This is a genomic window from Paenibacillus sp. FSL H8-0259, from assembly GCF_037963255.1.
Taxonomy (GTDB): domain Bacteria; phylum Bacillota; class Bacilli; order Paenibacillales; family Paenibacillaceae; genus Paenibacillus_AQ; species Paenibacillus_AQ phytohabitans.
Map to the genome: position 1 here is coordinate 962,119 of NZ_CP150147.1, position 25,821 is coordinate 987,939.

Consider the following 25,821-nt stretch of genomic DNA (forward strand, 5'->3'; position numbering starts at 1 on the left):
GTTAAGCTGACATGATCCATAGCGTTGTTCCTGATTGTCAATGCGCATGTACTGGCTTTTCCGGGATAACGGGATCAGAAAGAAAGAGAGGCTACACGCTATGAAAATCCTTATAACAGGCTTCGAGCCGTTTGGCGGAGAGCTTGTCAACCCTTCGCTGGAGGCGGTACAGCGTCTGGAGAATTACATTGGCGGTGCGGAGATCATCAAGCGGTCTCTGCCCGTGGTGTTCCAGAAATCGGTGGATACACTGATCGGCTATGTGAAGTCCGAAAGACCGGATGCGGTGGTCTGTATCGGACAGGCGGGCGGGGTCAGCGGCATTACGGTGGAACGGATTGCCGTTAATCTGATGGATGCTTCCATTGCCGATAACGAAGGCTGCCAGCCGGAGGATGTGCCGGTCTGCGCGGACGGACCGAATGCCTATTTTTCCAGCCTGCCTGTCAAAAGAATGGTTCAGACGATCAAAGACAACGGCCTGCCGGCCTTCCTCTCGAACAGCGCTGGAACTTATGTCTGCAACAACACCATGTACGGTCTGCTCCATCACATTGAGCAACATTATCCGGCTATGCGCGGCGGTTTCATCCATGTGCCCTATATCCCTGAGCAGGTGCTCGATAAACCGGGCAAGGCCAGCATGGCGCTGGGTGATATTGTTAAGGCTACCCGGATTGCTATATCTGTGATAGCTTCATATGCAGAATAGGCCAAGGCTGGCCTTGTTCATCCCGTTCAGACCGGTCATAGACCTGGAATCCCAGATGCTCGTAGAATCCGAGAGCCTGGGGATTTTGCTCATTCACATCCACGTAGAGTACGTTCAGAGTGTGCAGGGCATAAGTGACTAGCTGCTTACCAATGCCTTGTCCTCTGACGGCGGGGTCTACGAACAGCATTTCAATCTTCTGCTCCTGAACGCCGATGAAGCCGAGATAATGCTCCTGACCGGTATAGGCAAGCAAATGGGAGATATGTCCGATACCTTGATGAACCAAGGGACGTAATCCTTCAATATCCTGCTCTGTTAGGAAAAGATGCGTGGCACGGACCGCTGATTCCCAAATGTCCAGCAGCTCTTGTGATATATTCTGATCTCTATCTGTAATTTTTTGAATCCGGTTCATAGGCTCCTCCTGGCAATTTTGCTATGATTATAGCATACGACAAGGAATGGATTCTGAGGCTGATTTCATATATAACTGAATCGAGATGACGCGGCTTGAGACCAACGGTTAACCTGATTAAGTTTGGCGGAATCACATTCATTCTTTCCGGTATTCTCTTTTTTGCCCAGTATCTGTTTATGATGCCTATGCCTGCTCCCCCGCTGCCGGATGCTTAGCTGTTGTCCTGGCTGCATTCAGGCTCAACCGTTCGCTGTCATTTTTACCCTACTAAATCCTGCACGAAATACAACATTTCTCTATTAATATCAGTCCTATTCGGGAATTGTTGTATAAAAGGCAGGATTTTGCCTTTCAACAGGCGGTTGAGCAGGACAATTCTTGTAATTCATACAACAATTCTGACGAGGTGTCTATTATTTAGGGAGCAGAGTTGTAATACGTACAACATTAGGGTGTTTATGCGGTTGAATGTAATAGTCCAGCTAGTCTAGGGGCCGTAATTCGGACAAAACAACGCAATCCGGTGTGCAAGTGTGAAAAGACTAATGACGGGGAAATAAATACTTGATACAATGACCGTATATTAGTGAAAATATTCACAATTAGAACATACATATGATTGCAAAAACGGATGTGATTGTATATTATATTTATATACATTATTAAAGTACATTTATAAAAGTCGGAGGCTATATAATGGCGACACATCGCTTGAACAGTATGGAAGTTAAAAAGATGAACCGGAACGCCATTTACCGATATCTGTATCACCGTGAATCTACTTCTATTCAAGAGATTGCGCAGGCGCTCAATCTAAGCCTGCCTACAGTTACCCAGAATCTTAAAGAGCTGCAGGAAAGAGAGCTGATCGAGGAGACCGGGTTGTTCGAATCCACCGGCGGCCGCAAAGCCAAGTCGATGGCCTGCAACAGTGTGGCGAGATATGCCATCGGGCTGGATGTGACCCTGAATCATGTGGGGATAGTCATCATTGATCTAAGCGGCAGAATCGTTAAGAATGTCAGAAACCATTTCCCCTTCGCGAACAGCGAGGTTTATTTCCAGGGGGTGGGCAAGCTGGTGGAGGATTTTGTGGAAGATTGTCAGCTTGACCGCAGCCGGATTCTGGGCGTGGGAATTGCGCTGCCCGCGATTCTGTCCGATGACCGCCAGACGGTGAGCTATGCCACGGTTATTGATTTCAAGGGGGGAAGTGTCCAGCGGTTCGCGGAATTCATCCCTTATCCTTGTATTCTCAGCAATGATGCGAATGCGGCCGGCTTCACCGAATTGTGGGGGGAGCAAGACATTCACAATGTAGTCTATTTATCCCTTAACAACAGCGTGGGCGGTTCAATTATAGTTAGTAACCAGATCTACGCCGGTCAGAACCACCGTGGCGGAGAGTTCGGACACATGACGATTATGCCTGAGGGCCGTACCTGCTATTGCGGGCAGAAGGGCTGTGTGGATGCCTATTGCTCAGCTAGAATACTATCGGACAGCACCGGGGGCAGCATTTCTGAATTTTTCCGGCTGTTGCGGGAGGGGAATGAGCCGCAAAAGGCTATATGGCAGGAGTACCTTGGCTACCTGGTGATTACAATTAACAACCTGCGGATGCTGTACGATTGCGATGTAATTCTCGGCGGTTATGCCGGAGCGTACATGGAGGAATACATTGATGATCTCCAGGCGCTCGCGGCCCGGAAGAACACCTTCGAGCAGGACGGCACCTACCTCCGGGTCTGCAAATACAAGCTGGAGGCTACCGCCGTGGGAGCTGCGCTGGAACTGGTAACGGAGTTTATTGACAGCATCTAGATATACCCTTAATCAAAAGAATATCGTGTTCTTCTCCCGCTCCTCCGGAAGAGGGACGGTGCTGCATCTGCGGCTCCGCCTTCTTCCGGAGGCTTTTTTGTATGTCCGCCTGTATACAGAAAACCGCAGATTGAATGCGTTTCCATCGTGTTTTAAGTTTTTGTTGACTTCAATACAAAACTGGCTATAATCTTATTTAGAAGGTTTTATAAAAGTACTTTAGTAACAATTGGAGCAGGCGGGAAATCAGTTCATCATTTGGGGGGAAAGGAATGGAACAGAGCATTAAACTCAGGGTGTCACAGATCGAGAAGTCCTTTCCGGGGGTCAAGGCGTTAGACAAGATTGATTTCAAGGTAAGAAAAGGTTCGGTGCATGTCCTGTGCGGCGAGAACGGTGCAGGTAAATCAACCCTCATGAAGATCATCAACGGCATTCACCAGCCGGATGGCGGGCAGATCTTCATAGACGAGAAGCCCGTCAGAATCAGCAACCCGATTCAGGCACGGAGCCTGGGGATTTCGATGATATTCCAGGAGCTGAATTATGTGCCGGAAATGACAGTGGAAGAGAATATCTTCCTCGGGAATCTGCCGGCGAACCGGTTCGGCAAGGTGGACTGGAAGCAGGTCAGAGCGCGTACCAAGGAGCTGCTGCGTGCAGAGAATCTGCCGTATTCCCCGACTACCCTGCTCAAGGACCTGACGGTGTCCGATATTCAGATGCTGGAAATTATGAAAGCGATTTCGTACAAGTCAGATATCATCATCATGGATGAGCCTACCTCTGCGATTACCCACGAGGAAGTAGATAAGCTGTTCGTGAAGATCAGGGAGCTGCAGGCCCGGGGCGTCAGCATTATCTACATCTCGCATAAGCTGGACGAGATTTTTCAGATCGCCGATGAAATTACCGTATTCCGGGACGGAACGGTAGTGGAGAGCCATCCCAAGGAGAAGCTGGACATTGAGACGGTGATCTCGCTGATGGTCGGCCGCAAGCTTACCAATACCTACCCGAAAGAAGAGGTAGAGATTGGCGACACCTTGCTGAAGGTAGAGAATCTGAGCGGTCACGGCGGTTATGAGAATGTAAGCTTCCATGCGCGCAAGGGGGAAATGGTCGGCTTCGCCGGACTGATCGGGGCAGGGAGAACCGAGGTGATGCGTTCGCTCTTCGGGCTTGATCCCATCGCCTCCGGGCAGGTGTACATCAAGGGCCGCGAGGTCACAATCAAGAACGTGGAGCAGAGCATCAGGCATGGTATGGTCATGCTCTCCGAGGACAGACGCAGATACGGGATCATTCCTATGCGGTCGGTGAAGGAGAATACGACCCTGTCTTCCCTGAAGAGCGTGTTCTACCGCTTCCGGCATCATGCCAAGGCCGAGCAGGATATCGTGTCGGAGATGTTCCAGAAGATGCGGGTGAAGACACCCTCGATGGATACAGTTATCGCCTCGCTGAGCGGAGGCAACCAGCAGAAGGTGGTGCTGGCCAAATGGATGATTCTGGGTCCGGATATTCTTATTCTGGATGAGCCTACCCGGGGCATCGACGTGGGTGCCAAATACGAAATCTATAAGCTGATGACCGATCTGGTCAAGGAGGGCAAGGTCGTCATTATGGTCTCCTCCGAGCTGCCCGAGCTGCTGGGGATGTGTGACCGGATTTACGTGATGGCCAAGGGCACGATTACCGGGGAGATCAGCCGGGAGGATTTCACCCAGGAGCAGATTATGAAGTACGCCACCGGAACGACTACATCAAATGAGGTGAACTGAATTGAAAGAGATGAATTGGAGCCAATTCTGGAGCACATTTAAAAAGACGTACAGCATCTATCTGGTGCTGCTGGCATTATTTATTGTCTGTTCTTTTGCCAACCCGAACTTTCTGTCCATTAATAACCTGACCAACATCTCCACCCAGCTGGCGGTAACTACCATCCTGGCGTTTGGCCAGACCCTGCTGATTATCAGCGGGATGCTGGATTTATCGCAGGGCTCTGTGCTGGCCCTTTCCGGAGTGTTTGCTGTATCCGCTTACAAATCTACAGGTTCCTTTACAGCCGCTATTGTAGTCGGCATCGTGACCGGCGTGGTGTGCAATATTGTCAATGCCGTGATGGTCAGCACCTTCAAGACGCCGCCCTTCATTGCGACACTGGCCATGCTGACGATGGCCCGCGGGGTTGCCCTCCTCTTCACCAAAGGACAGAACATCCTGCAGCTGGGGGATTTCACCGTCCTCGGCCAAGGCTCCATCGGCTTCATTCCTATCCCCGTGCTATTTCTGATTGCCTTTGCCCTTATCACCTGGTACATCTTGCGGCACACCAGGTTCGGACGCTCGCTGTTTGCAGTGGGCGGGAATGAAGAAGCGGCTACGGCTTCAGGTATCAACGTATCCAAGATCAAATACACCGCTTTCATCATTAACGGTATCTTCGTAGGGGTTGCCGGAATTCTCTTCATGTCCCGGGTGAATGCCGGGCTTCCCAACGGTGCAATCAACTATGAATTCACGGCGCTGACGGCGGCGATCATCGGGGGCACCAGCTTCTCCGGCGGGATCGGTTCGGCGGGCGGCACCCTGGCTGGCGCCTTCATTGTAGGCTTCCTGGATAACATCATGAACCTGACCAATGTCGACTCCTACATGCAGCAGATTATCCGCGGGGCCATCATTGCGCTGGCAGTAATCTACGATATCCGGTCCAAGAACCGCAGAACCAAGAACACACTTGGCAGAATTGAAGACAAGAACGGCAAGAACGGCAAGAGCAGCGGACGCAAGAGGGAGCAGAGTCCGGGAATCGCCAAGTGACCCGGTACAGGTAAGAGGATGTCCAGGCAACCGGATTAAACAGCGGCGCTGTTTAAAATAAATAAAAGGGGAAAAACAATGAGAAAAACATGGATCACCTTAGTTTCGATACTGTTGGTACTGGGACTGCTAGCAGGCTGTGGCAATTCGAATACGGCAAGCTCTTCTAATTCAGGAGCGCAAGGAAGTAACAGCGGCGAGAAAGTATATAAGGTTGCCTATATCGCCCGTGCGCAGTCTGACTCCTTTGCCGCCTGGCTTGCTAACGCCGTGAAGGAAGAAGCCAAGAAATATCCGAACATCAAGCTGGAGGTCTTCGACGGGCAGGCCAGTGACGATAAAGAGAATTCCATGATCGAGAATGCCATCACCAACAAGTTCGACCTCGTCATTGTGCAGCCGAATAACGGTGAGGCGCAAAGACCTTACGTAGAGAAGGTAATCAAAGCCGGTATTTTTGCCATCACTACTAATGCCCGCATCTCCGGCATCGAAGGAGCTTCCACCGTGGATGCCGATCCTTACGAGCAGGCCGGAGTCAATGCCCGGGCAGCGCTGGAACAGATCCCGCAGAATGCCAAGGTCGTAGTACTCAACGGCCCGTCCGGGAACTTCCACGCCGATAAGCGGAGAGAAAGCTGGCAGAAGGAATTCTTCGACAAACGTCCGGATGTGCAGATCGTCGGCGAACAGATCGCGAACTGGAACAAGGATGAAGCGATGAAATATATGGAGGACTGGGTTCAGGCCAACGACAAGATCGACGCGGTAGTTTCCATGAACGACAATATGGCGGCAGGCGCGATTGAAGCGGTTAAGGATAATGCCAAGTTCAGCAGCATGCTGGCTTATGGAGTGGATGGAACGGCTGAGGCGTTTCAGCTGATCAAGGAGGGCAAGATGACCTCCACTTGTCTGCAGAATGCTTTTGAGCTGGCAGAGAAGCTGCTCGATACCAGCAACAAGCTGCTGACCGGCGCGGAGAAACAGATCGACACCGATATCGGTAACCCGCTGATTGCCAAGGATAATGTGGATGAGTATATCGAATTGCTGGAGAAGGCAGAGGCCTTGAAGTAATTCAGATGGTTATACAGAACGCTAATGCCCCTGAGGAGGAGAAACTTGTGAAGAACAGAGCTTTTTATATGACAGAGCTGAAGAAATTGGAAATGAATGAAATTGACATGCCGGTAGCCAAAGAGGGCGAGGTTGTTGTAAAGCTGGAATATGTCGGGATTTGCGGCTCAGATGTGCACTATCTGGAGTATGGCCGGATTGGTGACTTCGTGGTCGACGGAGATTTCATCCTCGGGCATGAATGTGCCGGAGAAGTGGTAGAGCTGGGACCGGGGGTGAAGCATCTGAAGGTAGGTGACCGGGTTGCGCTGGAGCCTGGAGTCACCTGCGGCCAGTGTGAGTTCTGCAAGAGCGGCAAGTATAATCTCTGTCCGGATGTACAGTTTCTGGCGACTCCGCCTTACCATGGCTGCCTGATGGATTACATGGCTTTTCCGGAGAACATGGCCTTTAAGCTGCCGGACAACGTATCTTCGGAAGAAGGGGCATTGGTGGAGCCGCTGGCGGTGGGCCTGCATGCTGCGGCGCAAGGCGGAATTAAGCTGGGGGACCGTGTTGTGATCCTCGGAGCGGGGTGCATCGGGCTTGTCACACTTCTGGCCTGCAAGGCGTACGGAGCAACGGATATTGTGGTCGTAGATATCATTGAGAAGCGGCTGGAAGCGGCGAAGAAGCTGGGCGCCTCCCTGGTTATCAATGCGAAGCAAGAGAATGTGTTGGATGTCATCGCTGCACTGACAGACGGTCAGGGCGTGGATAAGGTCATTGAAACCGCAGGAAGCGAGCATACCGTGAAGCAAACGCCTTATCTGGTCAAAAGAGGCGGAACGATTGTGCTCGTCGGACTCGCAGCCAAGGATATCATCGACTTCGACTTTATGCAGATTATGTTCAAAGAAGCCGATATCAAATCGGTATTCCGTTACCGCAACCTGTATCCTGCCGCCATTGGAGCGATTGCCGACGGTAAAATTGACGTCAAGGGTATCGTGACCCATGAATTCAACTTCGAGGATACCCAGAAGGCTTTTGATTTCGTCATCAATAACAAGGAAGATGTGGTGAAGGCCGTAATCAAGATGGGCTGATGAATCCATAAGATTGCTGATGCAGAGCCGTCCTTTAATGGGGCGGCTTTTTTAATTGATGAGTTATGCCGCCTCGTCTCCATAAGACCTATAAAAATTGGGATTAAACCTTTAATTTGCAGAGAGAAATGTAAACGCTTACCTTATATAATTTACTCGTGAAGGAGGACAAGTAAATATCTGGGAGATAACTCAGGATAAGTTAGATTCTGCGGACAGAGGCTACGGGCAAGTGAGGGCGGGGAAGAAAGGCTGTACACAACAAATTATTCTTAGGAGGTAATTCAATGTTTAAGCTAAACAAGAAAATTCTAACGGTATTCATGGCAGCCACAATGAGCTTCAGCGCGTTTGCAGCGACCTCAAGTGCAGCAACAGATTATTGGCAGAACTGGACTGATGGCGGAGGTACAGTCAATGCTACGAACGGAACAGGCGGGAATTACAGTGTGAACTGGTCCAATACCGGCAATTTCGTGGTCGGCAAAGGCTGGAACGTTGGATCGCCAACACGAACAATCAACTACAATGCAGGCGTCTGGGCGCCGTCCGGCAACGGGTATTTAACCCTGTACGGCTGGACAAGAAATTCACTCATCGAATATTACGTTGTTGACAGCTGGGGTACTTATAGACCTACCGGAACGTATAAGGGCACCGTGACCAGTGACGGGGGCACCTATGATATCTATACCACTATGCGCTACGACGCGCCTTCCATTGATGGTAATGCCACATTCCCTCAATACTGGAGTGTAAGACAGTCGAAGAGAGCGACGGGAAGCAATTCTGCTATCACTTTCAGTAACCATGTTAACGCATGGAAGAGCAAAGGGATGAATCTGGGAAGCAGCTGGTCCTATCAGGTGCTTGCAACAGAAGGCTATCAGAGCAGCGGCAGCTCTAACGTAACGGTGTGGTAACAGGCGGCTGACAGGCACTAACCGGGTTCCGGCTATTCAGAAAGACGGCTGATCATTGATAGGACTGAGGCCTGCCGGTCACACAGCCGGCGGCCTTAATAAGCCAGCTATATAGGCTGAACTCCACATGAAATCTCTATAACTACTGTGCTTCCTATATAGAGGCTATCAGCAGGTCCGTACCTTTCCCAATCGGTTCAAAGGAGATATATCCATGCGAAAACTATCGATTGTCTTTTTAATAGCGTTAACGGGTATTGCCGCTGCCTGCTCGCAGGAGAAGCCTGCCAGGGAAGAGCGTCTTGTATGGGTCGAGGGCGGTGCCTTTGTAGACACAAAATCCAATTATTACGGAACAGATGTGACCCTCCCTGATTTTTATATCAGTAAGTATGAGGTGACTCAACAAGAATGGCTGGAGGTGATGGGGAATAACCCTTCCCAGTTTCAGGGGGATAATCTGCCCGTAGAGAGTGTAACCTGGTATGATGCTGTGGAGTACTGCAATCAACGGAGTATGAAAGAGGGCCTGAAGCCCTATTACAATATAGACAAGAACACTGTTGATCCGAATAATACAAGCGACAGAGATTTCATGAAATGGACCGTAACGGTCAATGCAGGAGTGAACGGCTACCGTTTGCCGACTGAAGCGGAGTGGGAATATGCAGCAGGCGGAGGACAGATGAGCAAGAGCAGCAGCTATAGCGGAAGCAGCAAGGCTGATGAGGTAGCCTGGTATTGGAGGAATTCCGGGGATCAATTCTTAACCGGGGATTGGAACTGGCCGGCGATCGAGAATAACCATAACCAGACGAAAATTAGCGGCCTCAAGAAACCCAATGAGCTGGGGCTTTACGACATGTCAGGTAACGTGAGGGAATGGTGCTGGAACTGGTACGAAGGCCCGGACAGCAACAGCGGCTCCCTCAGACTGGTGAAGGGCGGCGGGTGGATCGGCGGCGTTAACAATACAGAGGTATCTTTTCGGGGCAAGTTTGAGGGGAGCAGCAGGGGAAATGACCAGGGTTTTCGTGTGATCCGCAGTGAGTAAATAGCCAAACCTGCTTAAACTGTACATCAGATTTCAAATTGTACATATGAAGCTTACCCCAATTTCATTTATGATTGAAATGTACAAAAAAGGGAATTAGGGGGATTGCAATTGAATTTGGAAAGGGGTCACTTCACACAAAGTGTAGTTTTCCGGTTAATTGTCTCGTATGCGGTGATTCTGTGCATACCTGTCATTCTTAGTGTGATCATCTATGGTCAGACGAGAGAAGTTGTGAAAAATGAGATTAAGCTGGCAAGCAGAGCGATGCTTCAGCAGGTAAGATATATTGTGGACGGGGAGCTGCTGCAGACAGAGAGCCTTGCTACGCAGCTGGCCGTTCATTCCGAAGTGAAAGGCTTTCTGTCTTCATCCACACCTGATAACGCTTACAAAATATACGGGCTGAAGCAGGAGCTGGGCAAAATGTTATCTGCCAACAACTTCATTAAGGAGATTAACTTATATTCGAAACCGCTGCAGTCGGTGCTTTCCAGTGAGACCTATATAGAAGAACAATCTTTTTATGAGATGAAGCTTCAGACGGATACGTTCGCTTACGATGATTGGCAGCAGCTTATGGGCCAGCATCATTCGGGTGAATACGTGCTGCTTCCGCTCAAGAATCCGGATAAAAAAGTTACGTATACCCCGTTCTATATCCGTTCGTTGCCGATTCAGGCGACTGCCGAACTAACAGGCGCACTCATCATACCGCTTAATGTGGAGAAGATGATGACGATGCTCGCGAATATCGACTGGGTAGAGCGGGGCCGGGTATTTATTATGGACACAAACGGCCAGATTATGATTCAGAATGCTGGAGATACGCTGATCGAACCTTCGGCTTATCAGGAATGGAATGACCGCGGCACCGGCACCTTTACGAGCACCTTTCAGGGAGTTAAATCGATGATCACCATCGAGTCGTCCGATACGACAGGCTGGAAGTATATCAGCGTGTTTCCGACCGATGTCTTCTGGGAGCATATCGGGGGAATGCGGACGATGAACATGTACGGATTATTGCTGTGCTTTGCGGTAGGCAGTGTGGTTATCTATTATTTCGCCCGCAAAAACTATGATCCGATCAAAGAGCTGGTCAGCGTATTCAACCGCAATCCGGCGCAGGGCACCGGTGAATACCTGGATGAATATACCTTCATCCGCAGGAATGTTCTGGAGACGATCAGGGAACGGGATGATACGAACAATAAGCATGATCAACAGCTGCGCGTGCTGCAGAATTACTATTTAGGGAGGCTCCTGAAAGGTCAGGCCGACCGTAACGTCCCGTTCACGGAGCTGGCAAAGATGTATAAGCTGAATTGGACGACTGATCATTTCGCAGTGCTGCTGTTCTATATCGATAGCGATGACGATGGGATACAGGATCTCGCGTTATCCCAATTTATTGTATCCAATATTGTTGCCGACCTGGTCAGCAATCATTGGACGATCAATTTCACAGATATGGACGGCATGCTGGCGGCGGTCGTGAACGTAGCTCCGGAGCGTGCAGAGCACTGGAAGGATGATATCGAGGATGATCTGGCCCAAGCCTACGAATTCATTACTCTCCGGTACAAGCTCCGCTTCACCACAGTGGGCAGTGAGCTGCAGACAGGTCTGAACGGCGTGAATCTCGCGTTCCTTCAAGCCCTGGAAGCCCAGGAATACCGCAGCGTGCTCGGAGATGAGATGCTGATCTGGTATGGAAGCATCAAGCCAAGCGCCGGCAGTTATTTCTTCACGGTGAATGACCAGATGATGCTGATCAACTTCCTGAAGGCCGATGAATTTGATAAGGCCAACGAGATGATTAATAGTATCTTACAGCAAGCGTTCCAAAGAGAGAGGTCGCATGAAATTTCGAAATGCATCCTGCTTGATGTAGCGGCTACGATGATTAAGGCCATTCCTGATCAAGAGCAGGCCAGCATCGCCTGGGATGAATGGCGGCCGCTCAAGCGGCTGCTGTCCTGCACCACGAAGCCTGAATTCGAGCAGGAGCTGCTCGATATCTTTGAGCGGGTATGCACGGTGCTCCGCAGTAAGCCTAATCTGCAGACGAGTGCCGGTATCGGCGAGAAGGTTACAGCGTTCGTGCAGGAGAACTACAGCGACAAGAACCTGAGTGTGTCACAGATCGGCGATCATTTCGGATTGACGCCGCAGTATGTATCCCGGTTGTTCCGCGAACAGACAGGGCAGGTCGGACTGCGTGATTATATCAGCCAGAGCCGGGTTGAAGCAGCCAAGGTTCTGCTGCTCGAAGGGGCCAGCATCGACGATACCGCCGAGAAGGTTGGATTTGCCAGCAGCCATGCGTTTATCCGGGTATTTAAGAAGTATGAAGGGATTACGCCGGGGAAATACAAGGCGATCCAGTGAAACAGGATAGTGAAACAGGATAGTGAGGCAGAGTGACAGATGATCTCCGGTTGCCGGAGGTCATCTTTTTTGGTTTCCAGAGCGGAAATACGCGAAACCGTCTATCCGTTTCAAGATGTCAACCACCAATTGCAGGTTAACGTACATCATTTCCGGTATTGAACATTGATGAGCCGCCGGGTTAGCAAGTACATTGATGGAGCAGAAAGCGATTACATCCGGACAGCCGCGAACCCGCCCGCAAGCTTCAGGCAGCCGTCCCTGCTAGAGTGAATTATTCGTGAGGAAGTGATGATGACATGGCAGTTCCTGCTAAAGCCAAGACTGCAGGCATGATTCCACGCAAGAAGGCGGACAGAATTCCCTTATGGAAGCATGTTAAACAAGAATGGAAGCTATATTCGTTTCTGGTCATCCCGGTAATCTACTTCATTATTTTCAAGTATGCGCCGATGCTGGGGAACATTATTGCTTTCCGGAAGTACAGAGGCGGGCCTAATATCCTGGGTACGGAATGGGTCGGGTTTACGTACTTCGAGATGTTTATGAAGGATCCGACATTTTGGCGGGCTTTTTTCAATGATCTTACTTTAAGTGTTAGTTATCTGCTGGTAAAATTCCCTGTTACTTTGTCATTTGCGCTTCTGCTTAACGAAATACGGAGGATCAAATGGAAGAAATTCGTCCAGACGGTATCCTATCTTCCGCATTTCATCTCCATGGTTATCGTCGCAGGGATGATTAAAGAGGTGGTTTCTTTAACGGGCCCCCTGAATAGCGTTCTGACGTCCTTTGGACTGGAAACAATCTCCTTCATCTCCCTGCCGCAGTGGTTTCCGGTGATCTATGTTACCTCCGGCGTCTGGCAGAGCCTGGGCTGGGGAACGATTCTCTATCTGGCCGCGATGACCGGCATCGATCCATCATTGTATGAGGCAGCGAAGATTGATGGCGCTAACCGCTTCAAGCTGGCGAAGCATGTGACCATTCCCGGCATTCTGCCGACGATTATGGTGCTCCTGATTCTGGATATCGGCAGTATTCTGGGTTCCAATTTCGAGAAAATCCTGCTGCTGTACAATCCGCTTACCTACGAAACCGCTGATGTTATCTCTACCTATGTGTACCGGATGGGGATCACCGGAGGGAACTTCAGCTATGCGACAGCGGTAGGCTTGTTCGAAGGGATTATTGGACTGATCCTGGTGACGATTGCCAATACCGTATCCAAAAGAACTACGAAATCAAGCCTGTGGTAGAAAGGAGCCGAACCCGTGAAGCGAACCTCAACCTTTAACTTGTTTAACATTTTGAACAGTATATTTATGATTCTGATTGTCATCTTCACCTTATATCCATTCGTCTATCTCGTAGCCCAGTCCTTCAGTTCGGAAGCCGCTATCTATGCAGGCAAGGTGACCTTATTCCCGGTAGAATTCACGACCAAAACGTATGAGGTGATCTTGAGCAAGCCGGATTTCTTCCATTACTACTGGAACACCATTGTATATTCCGTAACAGGCACTTTAATCGCGGTGGCCGCAACGGCAGTGATATCCTATCCGCTGTCCAAAGAGAAGCTGAGGCTCAACAAATTCTTCATTCCATTCGTACTATTCACGATGTATTTCGGAGGCGGGCTCATCCCGAACTATATTCTGGTGGCCAAAACTTTAGAGATGCGGGATACGATCTGGGCGATTGTCATTCCGGGGGCGATCAGCGCCTTCAATGTCATCCTGATGAAGACGTTTTTTGCCAGCCTGCCTTATGAATTAGAAGAAGCGGGAAGAGTTGACGGTCTGGGGGTATTCGGGATTTTCACCAAAATCATTCTGCCGTTATCGAAGCCCATTCTGGTAACCATTATGCTGTTCGTGATGGTCGGCATGTGGAACAACTGGTTCGGACCGTCACTCTATCTGCAGTCGAAAGAGAAATGGCCGGTCGCCCTATATCTGAAGCAAATCATCGACAACGCGGTCAGTCCGACCGAAATCGGGGCATCCTCCGATCAGACGAGCCAGATTGCGGCTAGCATCAAATCAACGGCCATGGTGTTAACCTCACTGCCTATCATCTGCGTGTATCCTTTCGTGCAGAAGTATTTCGTACAGGGCATGATGATCGGCGCGGTCAAAGGATAAACGGTATAACCGGAGGGGGTTATGGCCCTCTCTGTTATATATAGCTCTATACACAAAAAGGGAGGCAAACAATGAGATTCAGTAAACCACTTGCAATGGCATCGCTGGCGTTGATGTTGTCTATGACAGCTTGTTCATCCGGAAATAAAGAGGCTTCGGGCACCAGTAATTCCACAGCACCGAATGCTGCGGGTACGAATGCCCCTGCAACAGCCGGGGCGGAAGATTATACCTTTGGCGCAGATCAGACCTTCCACTCGAATGAACCGGTAACCTACTCCATGATGTACAGCGACCATGAGAATTATCCATATAATAAAGACTGGCGGCTGTGGAGTGCGATCCAGGAGAAAACGAATGTAAACTTCGATCTGGCCATTACGGCAAGAACCGAATATGAGAACCAGAAATCCCTGCTCGTGAACAGCGGAGATGCTCCTTATATTATTCCTAAGACTTATGATGAATCCGCTTTCGTGGCCACAGGCCAGATTGTACCTGTCAGTGACTGGGTGCAGTACATGCCGAACTATATGAAGGCCGTGAAGGATTGGGGAATGGAAGAGGACTTGAAGGCTAAGCTCAAGGAGGACGGTAAATATTACGTGCTTCCAGGCATGTGGGAGATTGCCGGCGGCGGTTATTCCTACATTATCCGCAAGGATGTGTTTGAGGCTGCAGGAGTGGATGTTGAAGGCCAGCAGGGCAACTGGACCTACGAAGACTTCTATGAAGCGATGAAGAAGGTCAAGGACTTCACAGGCAGCAATTATGTCCTCTCTGATCAGTTCAAGGGAGATTCCGCACTGAACATTGCTGCGGTTCAATATGGCGTTACTGCCGGCTGGGGATTATCCAACGGTCTGGTCTTTGACCAGGATAAGCAGCAGTTTGTTTTTGCCGATGCCTCCGATGACTTCAAGGACTATCTGGGTTACTTCAACAAGTTGGTCAATGAAGGCATTATGGACCCTGAATCCTTCACTCAGGAAGATGATGCGGCACAAGCCAAGTTCTTCAAGGGCGACACCTATGTGATCAGCGGAATCTATCAGGTTATGGCCGATTTCAAGAGCAAGATGCAGGTTCCGGATAGCGAGCTCTACATGATCAACCAGCCGGGCGGACCGAAAGGGAAGCTGCAGGTCGAAACCTCCCGTCTGGAGAACGGAATCATGATCAGCCAGAATGCGCTGGATGACCTGGGCGAAGAAGAGTTCATTAAGATGCTCCGCTTCGTCGACTGGTTCTGGTACTCTAATGAAGGTCAGATGCTCAGCTTATGGGGCGTAGAAGGGGAGACGTATACACTGGATGCAGACGGAAATGTAGTGCTGAATCCGGATATCTATTATAACGGAATCAATGAAGGTGCTGCTAAGCAGCTGAATGTGGATTACGGCTTCGCCGGCGGGATGTTTGCCTACGGCGGCTCTGAGAAGCTGAAGCTGTCCAAGATGACCGATGGGGAGAAAGACTTCGTGAGCCGCGTCCAGTCGACACGGGATACCCGCAAGCTGGCACCGCCGATCATGGCTACTCCTGAAGAGAATGAGCAGATGAAGCTGATCTCGACGCCGCTGATGGATTACGTCAAGACCATGACGCTCAAGTTCGTGACCGGCCAGGAAAAGCTGGACAACTGGGACCAGTATACGGCTCAGGTTGAAGCGAATGGCAGCACGCGGTATACGGAGATGGCCAATGACATTTTTGCGAAGACAAAGAGTCTGTTAGGGTATTAATGATTAACTCGCTTAAGTAAATAGATTCAAGTACGGCAGATCCCCTTCAGGCAGACTTTCCGGCAGCAGCATCTTAGGATGCGGTGGCTGGAGAGGGCTTGGAGGGGATTTCTATGTGTATTCCTAATCGTCAGCATCCATTCTCTATTAATGCTGTCATAGTAGCACAACATATTTGGCAAAAGATTGCACTTTCCTGATCAGTTATTGCTGATTATTGTCGTTAGGGTGCACGGCTATGCCTGCTCCGTCATAAGCCCCCAGCGAAATCCGAATTTGTCTATGACGGAAGCCATGCAGGAGCTATAGGTTGTGCTACGTAAGGACTGAAGGATACTCCCCTCCCTCGTTAGAACCTCGTAAGCCAGCTTTACCTGAGCCTCAGCTTCAAAAGTAACCGTGAGAAAGAAAGAGCGGCTTCCGGCAGATTGCAGTTCAAGCTCATCTGCCAGCATCAGGCGCTGCTCACCAATATAAGCCTCTGAATGATATACATAGCTGAGCTGTTCGCCGGTGAGATGGGTATCCCAGTCCCGTTTGTCTGCGTCAGAGTAGTGCAGGATATAGTTTGTTCTTAAGTCAAAAGCCTGCGTGTATAAAGCGATCGCCTCTTCACATTGCCCGTTAAAGTGCAGGGTGGGGGTAATTGGCATCGGGGTCATCTCCTGGTAAGAGAATTGTTTTATTATACATATTTTAACATCATAGATCGTGAAAGAAAAACAGATCCAGGAGTGAACCTGAAGGGTTAGTATTATATAATCCTGCACCAAATACAACATTTTCCTCAATAAATTGGCCGAATTTCAAAATTGTTGTACAGAATGCAACATTTCTCCTCCTACTGGCAGTTCAGCGGGGGGATTCTTGTATTTTGTACAACAATTCTCCCAAACACCCGGTTATCTACGACTCGAAGTTGTAATACGTACAACATTATTATTTTTTGAGGGTGAAATTGTGGGATTTACTCTGCTGCTGGGCGGGGGAGCGTGCTATTCAGCTTTATCCATGTATATTGGCGCACCTGAAATTCACCTTAACCCCATCTTCATCTGTTATTCAGGTTCGGTGTTTATACTACTTCTATAAATCAAGGCATGTGCGGATGGAGAACGGACGCTGCCGTAGAGGAGGTTAACATGGTAAAAGGAATCCAGCGAATATTGTATGTCATGCTCGCCTTCTTCATAGGGCTGTTTATTGCTTCCTCCTTCTTTATCAGGGCGAAGTATAACTATGCAATCTATGGTGATACAACAGTGCTGGAGAAACAGAATCTCTTGCTCTTTATCCTGCTGATCGCAGCCGTTCTGGGACTGAGCTACGTGCTGTACAGGCTCTGTCTGAAGCTTAATAAATACAGCAGGCAAATAGTCATCCCTGCGGTCCTGTTATTATCTGCCGCCATTCAACTCGTGATCATCTTCCTGTTCACCCGCATGCCGACGGACGATTCGCAAACGGTGCTGTCGCTGGCGTGGGATATGCTGTACAACAAGGATTATTCATCCTTCCAGCAGGGCGGATATCTGTATATGTTCCCGTTCAATTTCTCAATCGTTCTGTACCTGAAGACGCTGCTGTTCCTGTTCCCGGACAATTATCTGGTCATCAAAAGCTTCAATATCCTGTTCTCGCTGGTCACCACGCTAATGATCTACCTGCTCTACAAAGAGCTGAATACCAAGTCCCGATCGAATGACTATGGTGTCCTGGTATTTGCCGCGACCTATATTCCATCCTTGTTTATGAGCAACTTTATCTATAATGATGTGATTGCAACCGCTCTGCTGACCAGCGCTTTGTTCTTTGCCGTTACGTTCATCCGCAGAAGATCCATGAAGGATATCGTGTTCGCGGCCATCCTGCTGGCCATCGGCAACTATTTCCGGAGTACCGGCATGATCTTTCTGATTGCCGTGCTCATCTGCCTGCTAGTTAACCTGCGTCACCTGGGGCTTAAAAAAGCCATCGCCTCCATAGCCATAACACTGCTGATATTTAACATTCCGGGCTGGACGCAGAACGCTGCGCTCCAGGCAACAGGTATCGTGGACGAATCCCCTTCCAGCAATGCTGCGCCGGTCTATATGTGGCTGAATATGGGGATCAATCTGGAGACGCTCGGCTTCTGGGATAACCGGGAGAGCTATAATATCTATCAGCAGGATGCCGGATACAATAAAGCGGAGAGTGTGGAGCTGTTCAAAGCGTCCATCAGCAATAAGCTCTCTGAGGCTACTCTAGGGGAGCTTGCCGGAATGTATTATAAAAAGCTCGTATGGATCTGGACCGAAGGAACGTATCAGTTTGAACGGTACGGCATCGGGAATGATGGAACCTCTATCGGCGGCGGGGGACGAAACGGCTTTGTGATGGACCGCTATATCTATTCCACCTCTGCATCAGAGCTGCTTAAGGGAGATTCGAATTACCGGAGCGGGCTGCAATGGGTGGTGTATATGCAGAATTTACTGATGTATGGCTTTATTCTCTTCCGGCTGATCAGTAGTATTCGGGCTAAGCGGTATGCGGAAACCTCTTTGGTGCTGGTGATTCTGGGCTTCATCGGCTTCTATCTGCTCTGGGAGATCAAGGCCCGGTATATTTATCCGGTATATCCGCTGCTGATTGTTTTATCCTATATGGGCTTTAAAGATGTCTATGAACTTCTGACCACGAAAAGGGGGCTTGGGCATGCGGCTCAACATGCGGCTAAAGATGCAGACTAAGAAATTTCGCATCACCTTACTCATTGCTGTGCTTAGCTGTTCGCTGGTGCTCACCTCTTGTGAGGCAATTACTGCCCAGAAGATCTCAAGTGACGATTTCAACTCCAGGTCGGGCGTGTTCCCCGGCATGAACGGCGGCACGAATTTCAATGGCGGCGGCCGGGGGATGGATCGGGGAGGCACGCGCAGAGGCGGCAGTCAGGGGACGGATAGGGGAACGGGCAGCAGCCAGCAATAGAGAGCAATAGCCAGCAATGAGCCGGCCGGGTAGTGGAGGTTATGCCAGCGTGGCGGGGAAATGCTTTTTCCACTTTCTGATCTTCCCCCGGAAGGATTTGAACGGAGCGGCTGAATTAATATGAATCCACCGGGCCATGGGCCAGTTGTCCTTGGTTCCGGTCCATTTACGTGAGCCCTGGATGAACAGCTCTTCTTCCGTTAATGTGCTGACCCAGTCCAGCCACTGCTGCTCTGATTGCCGGAATAGGCTGCGCAGTTCAGTCAGTGAATACTCAGAATATGTGCTGTAAAAGGACTGATATAATCCGCCCAGCTCATTCCACTTATAATCCTGGGCGGGCATGAGGAAGGCTTGTCCTTCCAGCTCTTTCTGATCCCAGCTCCTCACCAGCTCCAGCCATCCCAGCTGATAGGCGATGATCTCGGCGGGGGTTTTATCCACTTCAGGAATTCGCGTATCCTTATACTTATCGTCAATACCGTCATACTCGGCGTCCAAGAGCAGGTAGAGGGTATGGATCGTTTCCATCAGCTCCTGTTTGGACGAATATTCATAGCTTGCCATCGCGCTCACTCCTTTACATTGGTTATACCATAGAGCTGTGACAGCAGTCTGTCCAGTTTAACCAGAGTCAGGTCCTGTTCCAAATCCGCTGCACGCCGGTAAGTGTATCTCCATTGAAGCTTAGCTTATAGATATCCGGCATATCCAGCTGCTTCCAGAAGCCGTAATCATAACGCTTATCCAGCGCATTCATGATTAAGACCATAATGTTACCGTGAGTCCCGATGACGGCGTTACTGCCTTGGTATTGCTGCAATACTTTGTGGAGTGCCTGAACTCCCCTGTCCTGGGCAATCAGGTTAGATTCTCCGCCTTCCCAGGCAAAAGAGGGATTCTCCCATACCTTTGCAATGGCCTGGCCGAAGTCACTGACGGGTCCGCCGGACAATAACCGTTCTCTGAAATCCTCTTCGATTACAGGTTCAAGGCCCAGGGGGCCGGACAGTCCGTCAATGGTCTGTATTGCCCGTTTATAGGGACTGGAGATCAGGACATGAATATTCTCATGGATGAGCAGTCCGCTGACCTTCCGCGCATCTGCCTGTCCGCGTTCAGATAAAGGTCTGTTTAATTCATCGGCAGAATAAGCCGAGTGCGCATGTCTTACCAAATACAAATTTGTAACCATTATTTATCACCTCATCTGCTAATATTTGTAATGCATTGTATCATGAATGAAGCGGGGAATTCAGCGATGAATCTTGATTATAGAGAGCGGATCGATAAGGTCATTGCCTACATAGAGGAACACAGCAGTCAGCCGCTTAAGCTCGATACGCTGGCGGAGATCTCCCATTTCTCCAAATTTCATTTCAGCAGAATATTCACAGCTATGGTCGGTGTGACTCCGATGGCCTTTGTAAACAGGAAGCGTATACAGCACTCACTGGTGCTGCTGACCGAAACGAATAAGACCATTCTGGAGGTTGCGGGTCAAAGCGGTTTCGAATCGGTATCGGTCTTTAATGCCCATTTCAAACGGTATTATGGCTGTACACCGGGCAGTATCAGGAACAGGAGTCGGAGAAATAGCAATTTCGCATCATCCCTCAGCAATATGCAGGCAGAATCAGCTTTCCTGGCAGATTACAATAGAGCAAGAAGTAATCCGCTGTTAAGGAGGGCTTGGGAGAGTATGGTAGCAATCAGGCAGATCCCTGAGGTTGAAGTTGCTTATATCAGGCATATTGGAAGTTACCTGGATACGTATAGCGCATGGGACAAGCTAAGCCGCTGGGCAGACCAGCAGGGTATTCATGGGGGGAATCAGCAGTTTATCGGAATATCGTTGGATGACGGGGATCTCGTCGAGGAGTCTGCGTGCCGGTATGATGCCTGCGTCACCCTTCCGGAAGGGTTTGGGCAGGAAGCACACCGGCCGCAGGTACAATTCAAGACAGTATCCGGCGGCATGTATGCGGTGTATTCATACTACGATACGGTGGACAAATTGGTCCTCGCGTATGAGAGTATGTTCAGCGTATGGTTACCCCGCAGCGGGTACGAAGCGGACGACAGGCCGTGTCTTGAATTCTGTCTGAATGATCCCATGAAGGATCAGGAAGGCAAGTGTAAGGTTGATTTGTACATCCCCATTAAGCAGCACGTATAAGTTTCGGAGAATGGAGTGGCGGGAATGAATTTGGATGTTGTATTTGAACGGTTTCCTGTACTAAGATCAGATGAACTTGTATTGAACCGAATTGAGGAGACTCATCTGGACGAGCTGTTTGACATTTACAGCAATGACAAGGTCTTTGAATATTGCGGGATCATTCCGAAGCACAACAAGGCTACAGTCAGCAATATGATAGGACATTTCGAACGGGACTACGCCAAAAGATCAAGGATCAAGTGGGGAATCTTTGCCAGTGGTGAGGAGGGGCGTCTGCTCGGAATAATTGAAGCCTGTGATTTCAATCAGAAGGTGAATATGGTGACGATCGGCTACTTCCTGGCGGAAGCCCATTGGGGACAAGGTATTGCCTCCAAGGCTGTTGAAATCCTGCTGGATTATATCTTCAGGGAGGTTCAGGTAAACAGAATTCAGGCCGAAGTCATGCTGAGCAATGAACCGTCCAAGAAGGTGCTCCTGAAGACCGGTTTCATCAAGGAGGGAATGCTGCGGCAAGCCGCCTTGTGGTCAGGCAAAGGGATTGTCGATCTGGAGATATACAGTATGCTTAGGGAAGATTATATTCAGGTGTGACAATAAGATAAAAAAAGCTCAGGCCCGTTAATAGGCTTGAGCTTTTTGGTGCTGTAAGAACTAAATTATTGGGTTAATTTTTGGGGTCCCTGCAAAGTACTTGAGTTATCTTCGAAGCTGGAGCCTCACTTTGCGGGGGAGGCTTATGCTTCCATCTTCTGCGCCGTATAGAGCCGGTGGTAGAGGCCGCGGCGGGCGATCAGCTCATCATGCGAGCCGCTTTCCGCAATGCCCTTATTCGAGACATACATGATGCGGTCGCAGTTCTTCACGGTGGACAGCCGGTGCGCGATGATGAACGAGGTACGTCCCTTAAGCAGCTCATTCAGACCCTTCTGGAGCAGACGCTCGGTCTGCGCGTCAATGGAAGAAGTGGCTTCATCCAGAATGAGAATGCGCGGATTGGCCAGCAGGGTTCTGGCGAACGAGATGAGCTGCCGCTGTCCCTGGGACAGCTTGGAGCCGCGCTCATTAACCTCCGTCAGGTAGCCCTGGTCAAATTCACGGATGAAATCATCGGCGCAGACAGCCTTCGCAGCGGCGATGACCTCTTGCTCGGTGGCATCCGGTCTGCCGTAGCGGATATTATCCAGAATCGTTCCCGAGAAGATGAAGCTGTCCTGCAGCATAATCCCCATCTGGCTGCGCAGCGATTTCAGCGTGATCCCGGCAATATCCTGCCCGTCGATCAGGATTCTGCCGCCGGTAAGGTTATAGAAGCGCGAGATCAGATTGACGACCGTAGTTTTACCTGCACCGGTCGGACCGACCAGGGCGATGCTCTCTCCGGCTGCGACATCGAAGGAGATGTTCTCCAGGATGTTCAGTCCCGGATCGTAGGCGAAGGTTACATCGTCGAAGGTGACCCGGCCCTGAACGGGCGGCAGCGCCTTCGCCCCGGGAATATCGCTGACGGTAACCGGCTCATCCAGCGTTTCGAAGATACGCTCCAGATAGGCTACCGCATTAATGAAGTTATTGTACAGCTGGGATAGATTGAGAATCGGCTGCCAGAAGCGGGCGGCATAACTGCTCATCGCGAGAATGACGCCGAGCGTCATGCTCTGCGGGTTCAGAGTCAGCAGGCCGACCAGGAAAATCATTGCCGTAACCATAGTAGACAAGTTATCGACAGTGAACGGGATAAGCGTGTTGTAACGCAGCGCCCGCATCCATTCTGTGCGGAAGTTACCGGCCAGACGCGTGAAGACGCCCTCATTGCGCTGTTCCCGGGAGAACATCTGCGTTACGCCGATACCGCTGATACTTTCCTGCAGATAGGCGTTCAGATTGGAGCTTTTGTTCGATACCGCCTGCCATGCCCGGCGCTGCCGGGTTTTGATGAGCAGCATGACACCGAGGAATACAGGCAGTCCGGCAAGGATGACGAAGGAGAGCCGGACATCAACGGCGAACATGAAGGCAGCGATGAAGATCAGATTCACGATTTCCAGGATAAAGTTAATAATTCCGTTCGACAACACGTCGGATACCGCATTGACGTAGTTAACAACCCGGATCAGGATCTTGCCCTGCGGCCGGTCATCGTAATATTTGAACGGCAAATCCTGCAGATGCTTGAACAGATCGGTACGGATATCGAAGATAATATCCTGCCCGACACTGGTCATAATCCGTGAGCGGATAGTAGCCAGAATTACGCTGACCACAATGGTCGCCAGCATCAGCGCGGACCAGCCGACCAGCGCGCCCATTTCTTTTGCCGGAATGGTTACGTCTACCACATGCTGCATAATCAGCGGGGCGGATAGGGCGATAGCCGCTGACAGTGCGCTAAGCACGAATGCGAGAATCATCGGTTTCTTCTTGCGTCTGATATAGACCATAGCCCGCCGGAAATGCTTAATATTAAACGGCGATTCCAGATTCTCATCGACATCGAATTTATTCCTGGCCACTCTCGGTCACCTGCCTTCCAATGCCCTCGTTCTGCAGCATGAATACATCGTAGTAATACCCCCGCTTGGCCAGCAGCTCGGCGTGGGTGCCTTCCTCAATCAGACGGCCGCCCTCTAAGATCAGGATGCGGTCTGCCTGGGCGGTAGTGGATACCCGCTGTGCAATGATAATCTTCGTGCAGGGATACTCCAGCTCACACAGACTCCGCTGAATATGCTCCTCCGTCTCCAGATCGACCGCAGACGTCGTATCATCCAGGATCAGGATTGGACGGCGGACTGCCAGCGCGCGGGCAAGCGCAATACGCTGCTTCTGTCCCCCGGACAAGCCGACACCGCGTTCGCCGACTACCGTGTCATAGCCTTCCGGCATTTTGACGATGAAGTCATGGGCTGCTGCGAGGCCGGCATAGGCCTGCGCTTCTTCTTCCGTAAGCTCAGGGTCGCCATAAGCGATGTTGCCGTCGATCGTATCGGAGAACAGGAGGACGTCCTGCGTAGCCATCCCGATATTCCCGCGCAGTTCATCAAGCTCAAGCTCACGGACATCTCTGCCGTCTACCAGCACGCGGCCTCCGGCCACATCGTAGAACCGGGGGATCAGGTTGATCAGCGATGTCTTGCCTGAGCCTGTTGCGCCCATAATGGCGATCGTTTCGCCGGGTTCAATCGTGAAGCTCAGATCATCCAGCACGGTAGCGCTGTCATATTTGAACCGGACATGCTCGAACTCAATCCGGCCCTCATAGCGGCGGCTCTCTGTGACATTGTGCTCGTTCACAATAGCGGGGCGGGCATAATAGATATCAACGATTTTGGATAAGCTGGCAAAAAAGCGCTGGATATCATTGATAATAATCCCGATATTGCGCATAGGGTTGGATACCGCCCAGATAAGCGAAGAGAAGGCTGCGAATTCACCAAAGGTGATCCGGCCGTGCATCAGGAAGTAACCGCCGGCCAGCATCAGGATGACGTTGAAGGCTTGGGCGAAGGACTCCAGATAAGGAAAGTAATCGAGCCAGACGAGGGCCGCCTTCTTGTTCGCCACAGAGTAGTTGACGTTCTTCTCCGTGAATTTGGCAATCTCAAACTCTTCACGGGCGAAAGCTTTGACTACACGGTTGCCTGAAATGTTCTCCTGGGTCGTCGTGTTAAGCTGGGACAGCCGCTCGCGCAGATCAATGTACATGGGACGGACACGTTTGGCGAAGATAAAGGCCACGACAAAAATCGGTGGCGACAGGATCAGCATCCACAGCGTCAGCTGGACATCGATCGTAAGGAAATAAATAACGGCCGCCAGAAAAATCGTCAGCGATTCAATGATCGTCTTGAAAATCCACGCCATCGAATGCCGGACCATATCCAGATCGCCTGTCATCTTGGTCATAAGATCACCGGTACGGTTGCGGTCATAATACTCCCGGTCCTGCCCCTGAATCTTGTTGTACAAATAAATGCGGATGTTGTACATCATATTCTGGGAGGATATTTCGTACTGCATGGTCGTTAGATAAGCCAGACCTGTACGGAGCAGGGAAAAGCCAATCATGCCCAGGCAGAGCGCGATGAGCAGACCCCTCTCTGTAGCAAGATTCTGCCCTGCATGGTCGCCGGCTATAAACGTATCGACGATACGCTGGCTGAGGTAAGGGTTCACAATCGTTAGACTTGAGCCCACTACCGAGAGACAAAGTGCCACGATATACCGTGCCCGGTTGCCCTCCAGGTTTTGCCACAGCCATTTAAGTTCAAACATCTGATCACCTGCTTCTGTTTTTCTTATTTCGTGTGAATAAATCAAAGTGATTATAACACTATGAAACAAAATGTATAGGTTTACAGCTAATTTTCTTGTTACAATCGACCGAACTTTTGGTGGAGTAATTCTGCATTGCGTTAATGTATGTCACAGCTTACAATGATTCTGACA

Annotated in this window: 22 protein-coding genes; 16 read left to right on the plus strand and 6 right to left on the minus strand. The window is 50.2% G+C overall.

Annotated features, from left to right (window positions below; genetic code table 11):
- Positions 1–100 precede the first annotated feature (100 nt).
- Complete coding sequence (pcp, locus tag NSU01_RS04120; RefSeq protein ID WP_076247912.1) at positions 101–712, plus strand: pyroglutamyl-peptidase I; 612 nt, start codon at positions 101–103, stop codon at positions 710–712.
- Here pcp and NSU01_RS04125 read toward each other — a convergent pair.
- On the minus strand, positions 681–1,130 hold the full coding sequence (locus tag NSU01_RS04125) for an acetyltransferase (RefSeq protein ID WP_042133582.1): 450 nt from the start codon (positions 1,128–1,130) through the stop codon (positions 681–683). The genes pcp and NSU01_RS04125 overlap by 32 nt on opposite strands.
- A 699-nt stretch (positions 1,131–1,829) precedes the next feature.
- Here NSU01_RS04125 and NSU01_RS04130 point away from each other — a divergent pair.
- From NSU01_RS04130 to NSU01_RS04180, 11 genes are all read left to right on the plus strand, one after another.
- Entirely contained in the window at positions 1,830–2,957 is a 1,128-nt protein-coding gene (locus NSU01_RS04130; protein ID WP_076247914.1) for an ROK family transcriptional regulator, read from the plus strand.
- 272 nt (positions 2,958–3,229) lie between these two features.
- Positions 3,230–4,741 carry a sugar ABC transporter ATP-binding protein gene (locus NSU01_RS04135; RefSeq protein WP_076247917.1) on the plus strand — a complete coding sequence of 504 codons (1,512 nt, stop codon included), beginning with the start codon at positions 3,230–3,232 and terminating at the stop codon, positions 4,739–4,741.
- A gap of 10 nt (positions 4,742–4,751) precedes the next feature.
- Positions 4,752–5,786, plus strand: coding sequence for an ABC transporter permease (locus tag NSU01_RS04140; RefSeq protein WP_076248010.1), 1,035 nt, complete (start codon positions 4,752–4,754; stop codon positions 5,784–5,786).
- A 78-nt stretch (positions 5,787–5,864) separates the two neighbouring features.
- Complete coding sequence (locus NSU01_RS04145; protein WP_076247919.1) at positions 5,865–6,866, plus strand: sugar ABC transporter substrate-binding protein; 1,002 nt, start codon at positions 5,865–5,867, stop codon at positions 6,864–6,866.
- A gap of 47 nt (positions 6,867–6,913) precedes the next feature.
- Positions 6,914–7,954 (plus strand): NAD(P)-dependent alcohol dehydrogenase, encoded by a 1,041-nt coding sequence (locus NSU01_RS04150; RefSeq protein WP_076247922.1) that lies wholly within the window; start codon positions 6,914–6,916, stop codon positions 7,952–7,954.
- 287 nt (positions 7,955–8,241) lie between these two features.
- Positions 8,242–8,877, plus strand: a complete 636-nt coding sequence (locus NSU01_RS04155; protein ID WP_042133591.1) for a glycoside hydrolase family 11 protein — start codon at positions 8,242–8,244, stop codon at positions 8,875–8,877.
- Positions 8,878–9,091: 214 nt separating this feature from the next.
- Positions 9,092–9,931, plus strand: a complete 840-nt coding sequence (locus tag NSU01_RS04160) for an SUMF1/EgtB/PvdO family nonheme iron enzyme (protein ID WP_042133594.1) — start codon at positions 9,092–9,094, stop codon at positions 9,929–9,931.
- 111 nt (positions 9,932–10,042) lie between these two features.
- The gene (locus tag NSU01_RS04165) at positions 10,043–12,325 is read left to right on the plus strand and encodes a helix-turn-helix domain-containing protein (protein ID WP_076247924.1); all 2,283 of its coding nucleotides are present in this window, start codon (positions 10,043–10,045) and stop codon (positions 12,323–12,325) included.
- Between the two features lie 332 nt (positions 12,326–12,657).
- Positions 12,658–13,584 carry an ABC transporter permease subunit gene (locus NSU01_RS04170; protein WP_042140738.1) on the plus strand — a complete coding sequence of 309 codons (927 nt, stop codon included), beginning with the start codon at positions 12,658–12,660 and terminating at the stop codon, positions 13,582–13,584.
- Positions 13,585–13,599: 15 nt separating this feature from the next.
- The gene (locus NSU01_RS04175) at positions 13,600–14,472 is read left to right on the plus strand and encodes a carbohydrate ABC transporter permease (RefSeq protein ID WP_042133598.1); all 873 of its coding nucleotides are present in this window, start codon (positions 13,600–13,602) and stop codon (positions 14,470–14,472) included.
- A 71-nt stretch (positions 14,473–14,543) separates the two neighbouring features.
- Complete coding sequence (locus NSU01_RS04180; protein WP_076247927.1) at positions 14,544–16,217, plus strand: sugar ABC transporter substrate-binding protein; 1,674 nt, start codon at positions 14,544–14,546, stop codon at positions 16,215–16,217.
- A 236-nt stretch (positions 16,218–16,453) separates the two neighbouring features.
- On the opposite strand, the gene NSU01_RS04185 is transcribed toward NSU01_RS04180, so the two are convergent.
- Complete coding sequence (locus NSU01_RS04185) at positions 16,454–16,870, minus strand: VOC family protein (protein ID WP_076247930.1); 417 nt, start codon at positions 16,868–16,870, stop codon at positions 16,454–16,456.
- Positions 16,871–17,359: 489 nt separating this feature from the next.
- Between NSU01_RS04185 and NSU01_RS04190 the strand changes: the two genes are divergently transcribed.
- Both NSU01_RS04190 and NSU01_RS04195 read left to right on the plus strand, forming a co-directional pair.
- Entirely contained in the window at positions 17,360–18,952 is a 1,593-nt protein-coding gene (locus NSU01_RS04190) for a glycosyltransferase family 39 protein (protein WP_076247933.1), read from the plus strand.
- Positions 18,918–19,190 carry a hypothetical protein gene (locus NSU01_RS04195; protein WP_144026198.1) on the plus strand — a complete coding sequence of 91 codons (273 nt, stop codon included), beginning with the start codon at positions 18,918–18,920 and terminating at the stop codon, positions 19,188–19,190. Before NSU01_RS04190 ends, NSU01_RS04195 begins: the two co-directional genes overlap by 35 nt.
- A gap of 39 nt (positions 19,191–19,229) precedes the next feature.
- On the opposite strand, the gene NSU01_RS04200 is transcribed toward NSU01_RS04195, so the two are convergent.
- A complete protein-coding gene (locus tag NSU01_RS04200) occupies positions 19,230–19,757 on the minus strand; it encodes a ClbS/DfsB family four-helix bundle protein (protein ID WP_042133608.1) in 528 nt (175 codons plus the stop codon).
- A 67-nt stretch (positions 19,758–19,824) separates the two neighbouring features.
- Positions 19,825–20,385 (minus strand): histidine phosphatase family protein, encoded by a 561-nt coding sequence (locus NSU01_RS04205; RefSeq protein ID WP_076247938.1) that lies wholly within the window; start codon positions 20,383–20,385, stop codon positions 19,825–19,827.
- 66 nt (positions 20,386–20,451) lie between these two features.
- On the opposite strand from NSU01_RS04205, the gene NSU01_RS04210 reads away from it, so the two are divergent.
- Positions 20,452–21,369: an AraC family transcriptional regulator gene (locus tag NSU01_RS04210; RefSeq protein ID WP_076247940.1), complete on the plus strand. Its 918-nt coding sequence runs from the start codon at positions 20,452–20,454 to the stop codon at positions 21,367–21,369.
- Positions 21,370–21,393: 24 nt separating this feature from the next.
- A complete protein-coding gene (locus NSU01_RS04215; protein WP_076247942.1) occupies positions 21,394–21,966 on the plus strand; it encodes a GNAT family protein in 573 nt (190 codons plus the stop codon).
- A gap of 143 nt (positions 21,967–22,109) precedes the next feature.
- Here the strand turns inward: NSU01_RS04215 and NSU01_RS04220 are convergent, their stop codons facing one another.
- Positions 22,110–23,885, minus strand: coding sequence for an ABC transporter ATP-binding protein (locus NSU01_RS04220; protein ID WP_076247945.1), 1,776 nt, complete (start codon positions 23,883–23,885; stop codon positions 22,110–22,112).
- A complete protein-coding gene (locus NSU01_RS04225; protein WP_039292437.1) occupies positions 23,872–25,647 on the minus strand; it encodes an ABC transporter ATP-binding protein in 1,776 nt (591 codons plus the stop codon). Before NSU01_RS04225 ends, NSU01_RS04220 begins: the two co-directional genes overlap by 14 nt.
- Positions 25,648–25,821 lie beyond the last annotated feature (174 nt).

Coding starts and splice junctions, on each gene's coding strand:
- pcp (WP_076247912.1), top strand. CDS start 101: ATGAAAATCCTTATAACAGGCTTCGAGCCGTTTGGCGGAGAGCTTGTC.
- NSU01_RS04125 (WP_042133582.1), bottom strand. CDS start 1,130: ATGAACCGGATTCAAAAAATTACAGATAGAGATCAGAATATATCACAA.
- NSU01_RS04130 (WP_076247914.1), top strand. CDS start 1,830: ATGGCGACACATCGCTTGAACAGTATGGAAGTTAAAAAGATGAACCGG.
- NSU01_RS04135 (WP_076247917.1), top strand. CDS start 3,230: ATGGAACAGAGCATTAAACTCAGGGTGTCACAGATCGAGAAGTCCTTT.
- NSU01_RS04140 (WP_076248010.1), top strand. CDS start 4,752: ATGAATTGGAGCCAATTCTGGAGCACATTTAAAAAGACGTACAGCATC.
- NSU01_RS04145 (WP_076247919.1), top strand. CDS start 5,865: ATGAGAAAAACATGGATCACCTTAGTTTCGATACTGTTGGTACTGGGA.
- NSU01_RS04155 (WP_042133591.1), top strand. CDS start 8,242: ATGTTTAAGCTAAACAAGAAAATTCTAACGGTATTCATGGCAGCCACA.
- NSU01_RS04160 (WP_042133594.1), top strand. CDS start 9,092: ATGCGAAAACTATCGATTGTCTTTTTAATAGCGTTAACGGGTATTGCC.
- NSU01_RS04170 (WP_042140738.1), top strand. CDS start 12,658: ATGATTCCACGCAAGAAGGCGGACAGAATTCCCTTATGGAAGCATGTT.
- NSU01_RS04180 (WP_076247927.1), top strand. CDS start 14,544: ATGAGATTCAGTAAACCACTTGCAATGGCATCGCTGGCGTTGATGTTG.
- NSU01_RS04185 (WP_076247930.1), bottom strand. CDS start 16,870: ATGCCAATTACCCCCACCCTGCACTTTAACGGGCAATGTGAAGAGGCG.
- NSU01_RS04190 (WP_076247933.1), top strand. CDS start 17,360: ATGGTAAAAGGAATCCAGCGAATATTGTATGTCATGCTCGCCTTCTTC.
- NSU01_RS04195 (WP_144026198.1), top strand. CDS start 18,918: ATGCGGCTCAACATGCGGCTAAAGATGCAGACTAAGAAATTTCGCATC.
- NSU01_RS04200 (WP_042133608.1), bottom strand. CDS start 19,757: ATGGCAAGCTATGAATATTCGTCCAAACAGGAGCTGATGGAAACGATC.
- NSU01_RS04205 (WP_076247938.1), bottom strand. CDS start 20,385: ATGGTTACAAATTTGTATTTGGTAAGACATGCGCACTCGGCTTATTCT.
- NSU01_RS04210 (WP_076247940.1), top strand. CDS start 20,452: ATGAATCTTGATTATAGAGAGCGGATCGATAAGGTCATTGCCTACATA.
- NSU01_RS04215 (WP_076247942.1), top strand. CDS start 21,394: ATGAATTTGGATGTTGTATTTGAACGGTTTCCTGTACTAAGATCAGAT.
- NSU01_RS04225 (WP_039292437.1), bottom strand. CDS start 25,647: ATGTTTGAACTTAAATGGCTGTGGCAAAACCTGGAGGGCAACCGGGCA.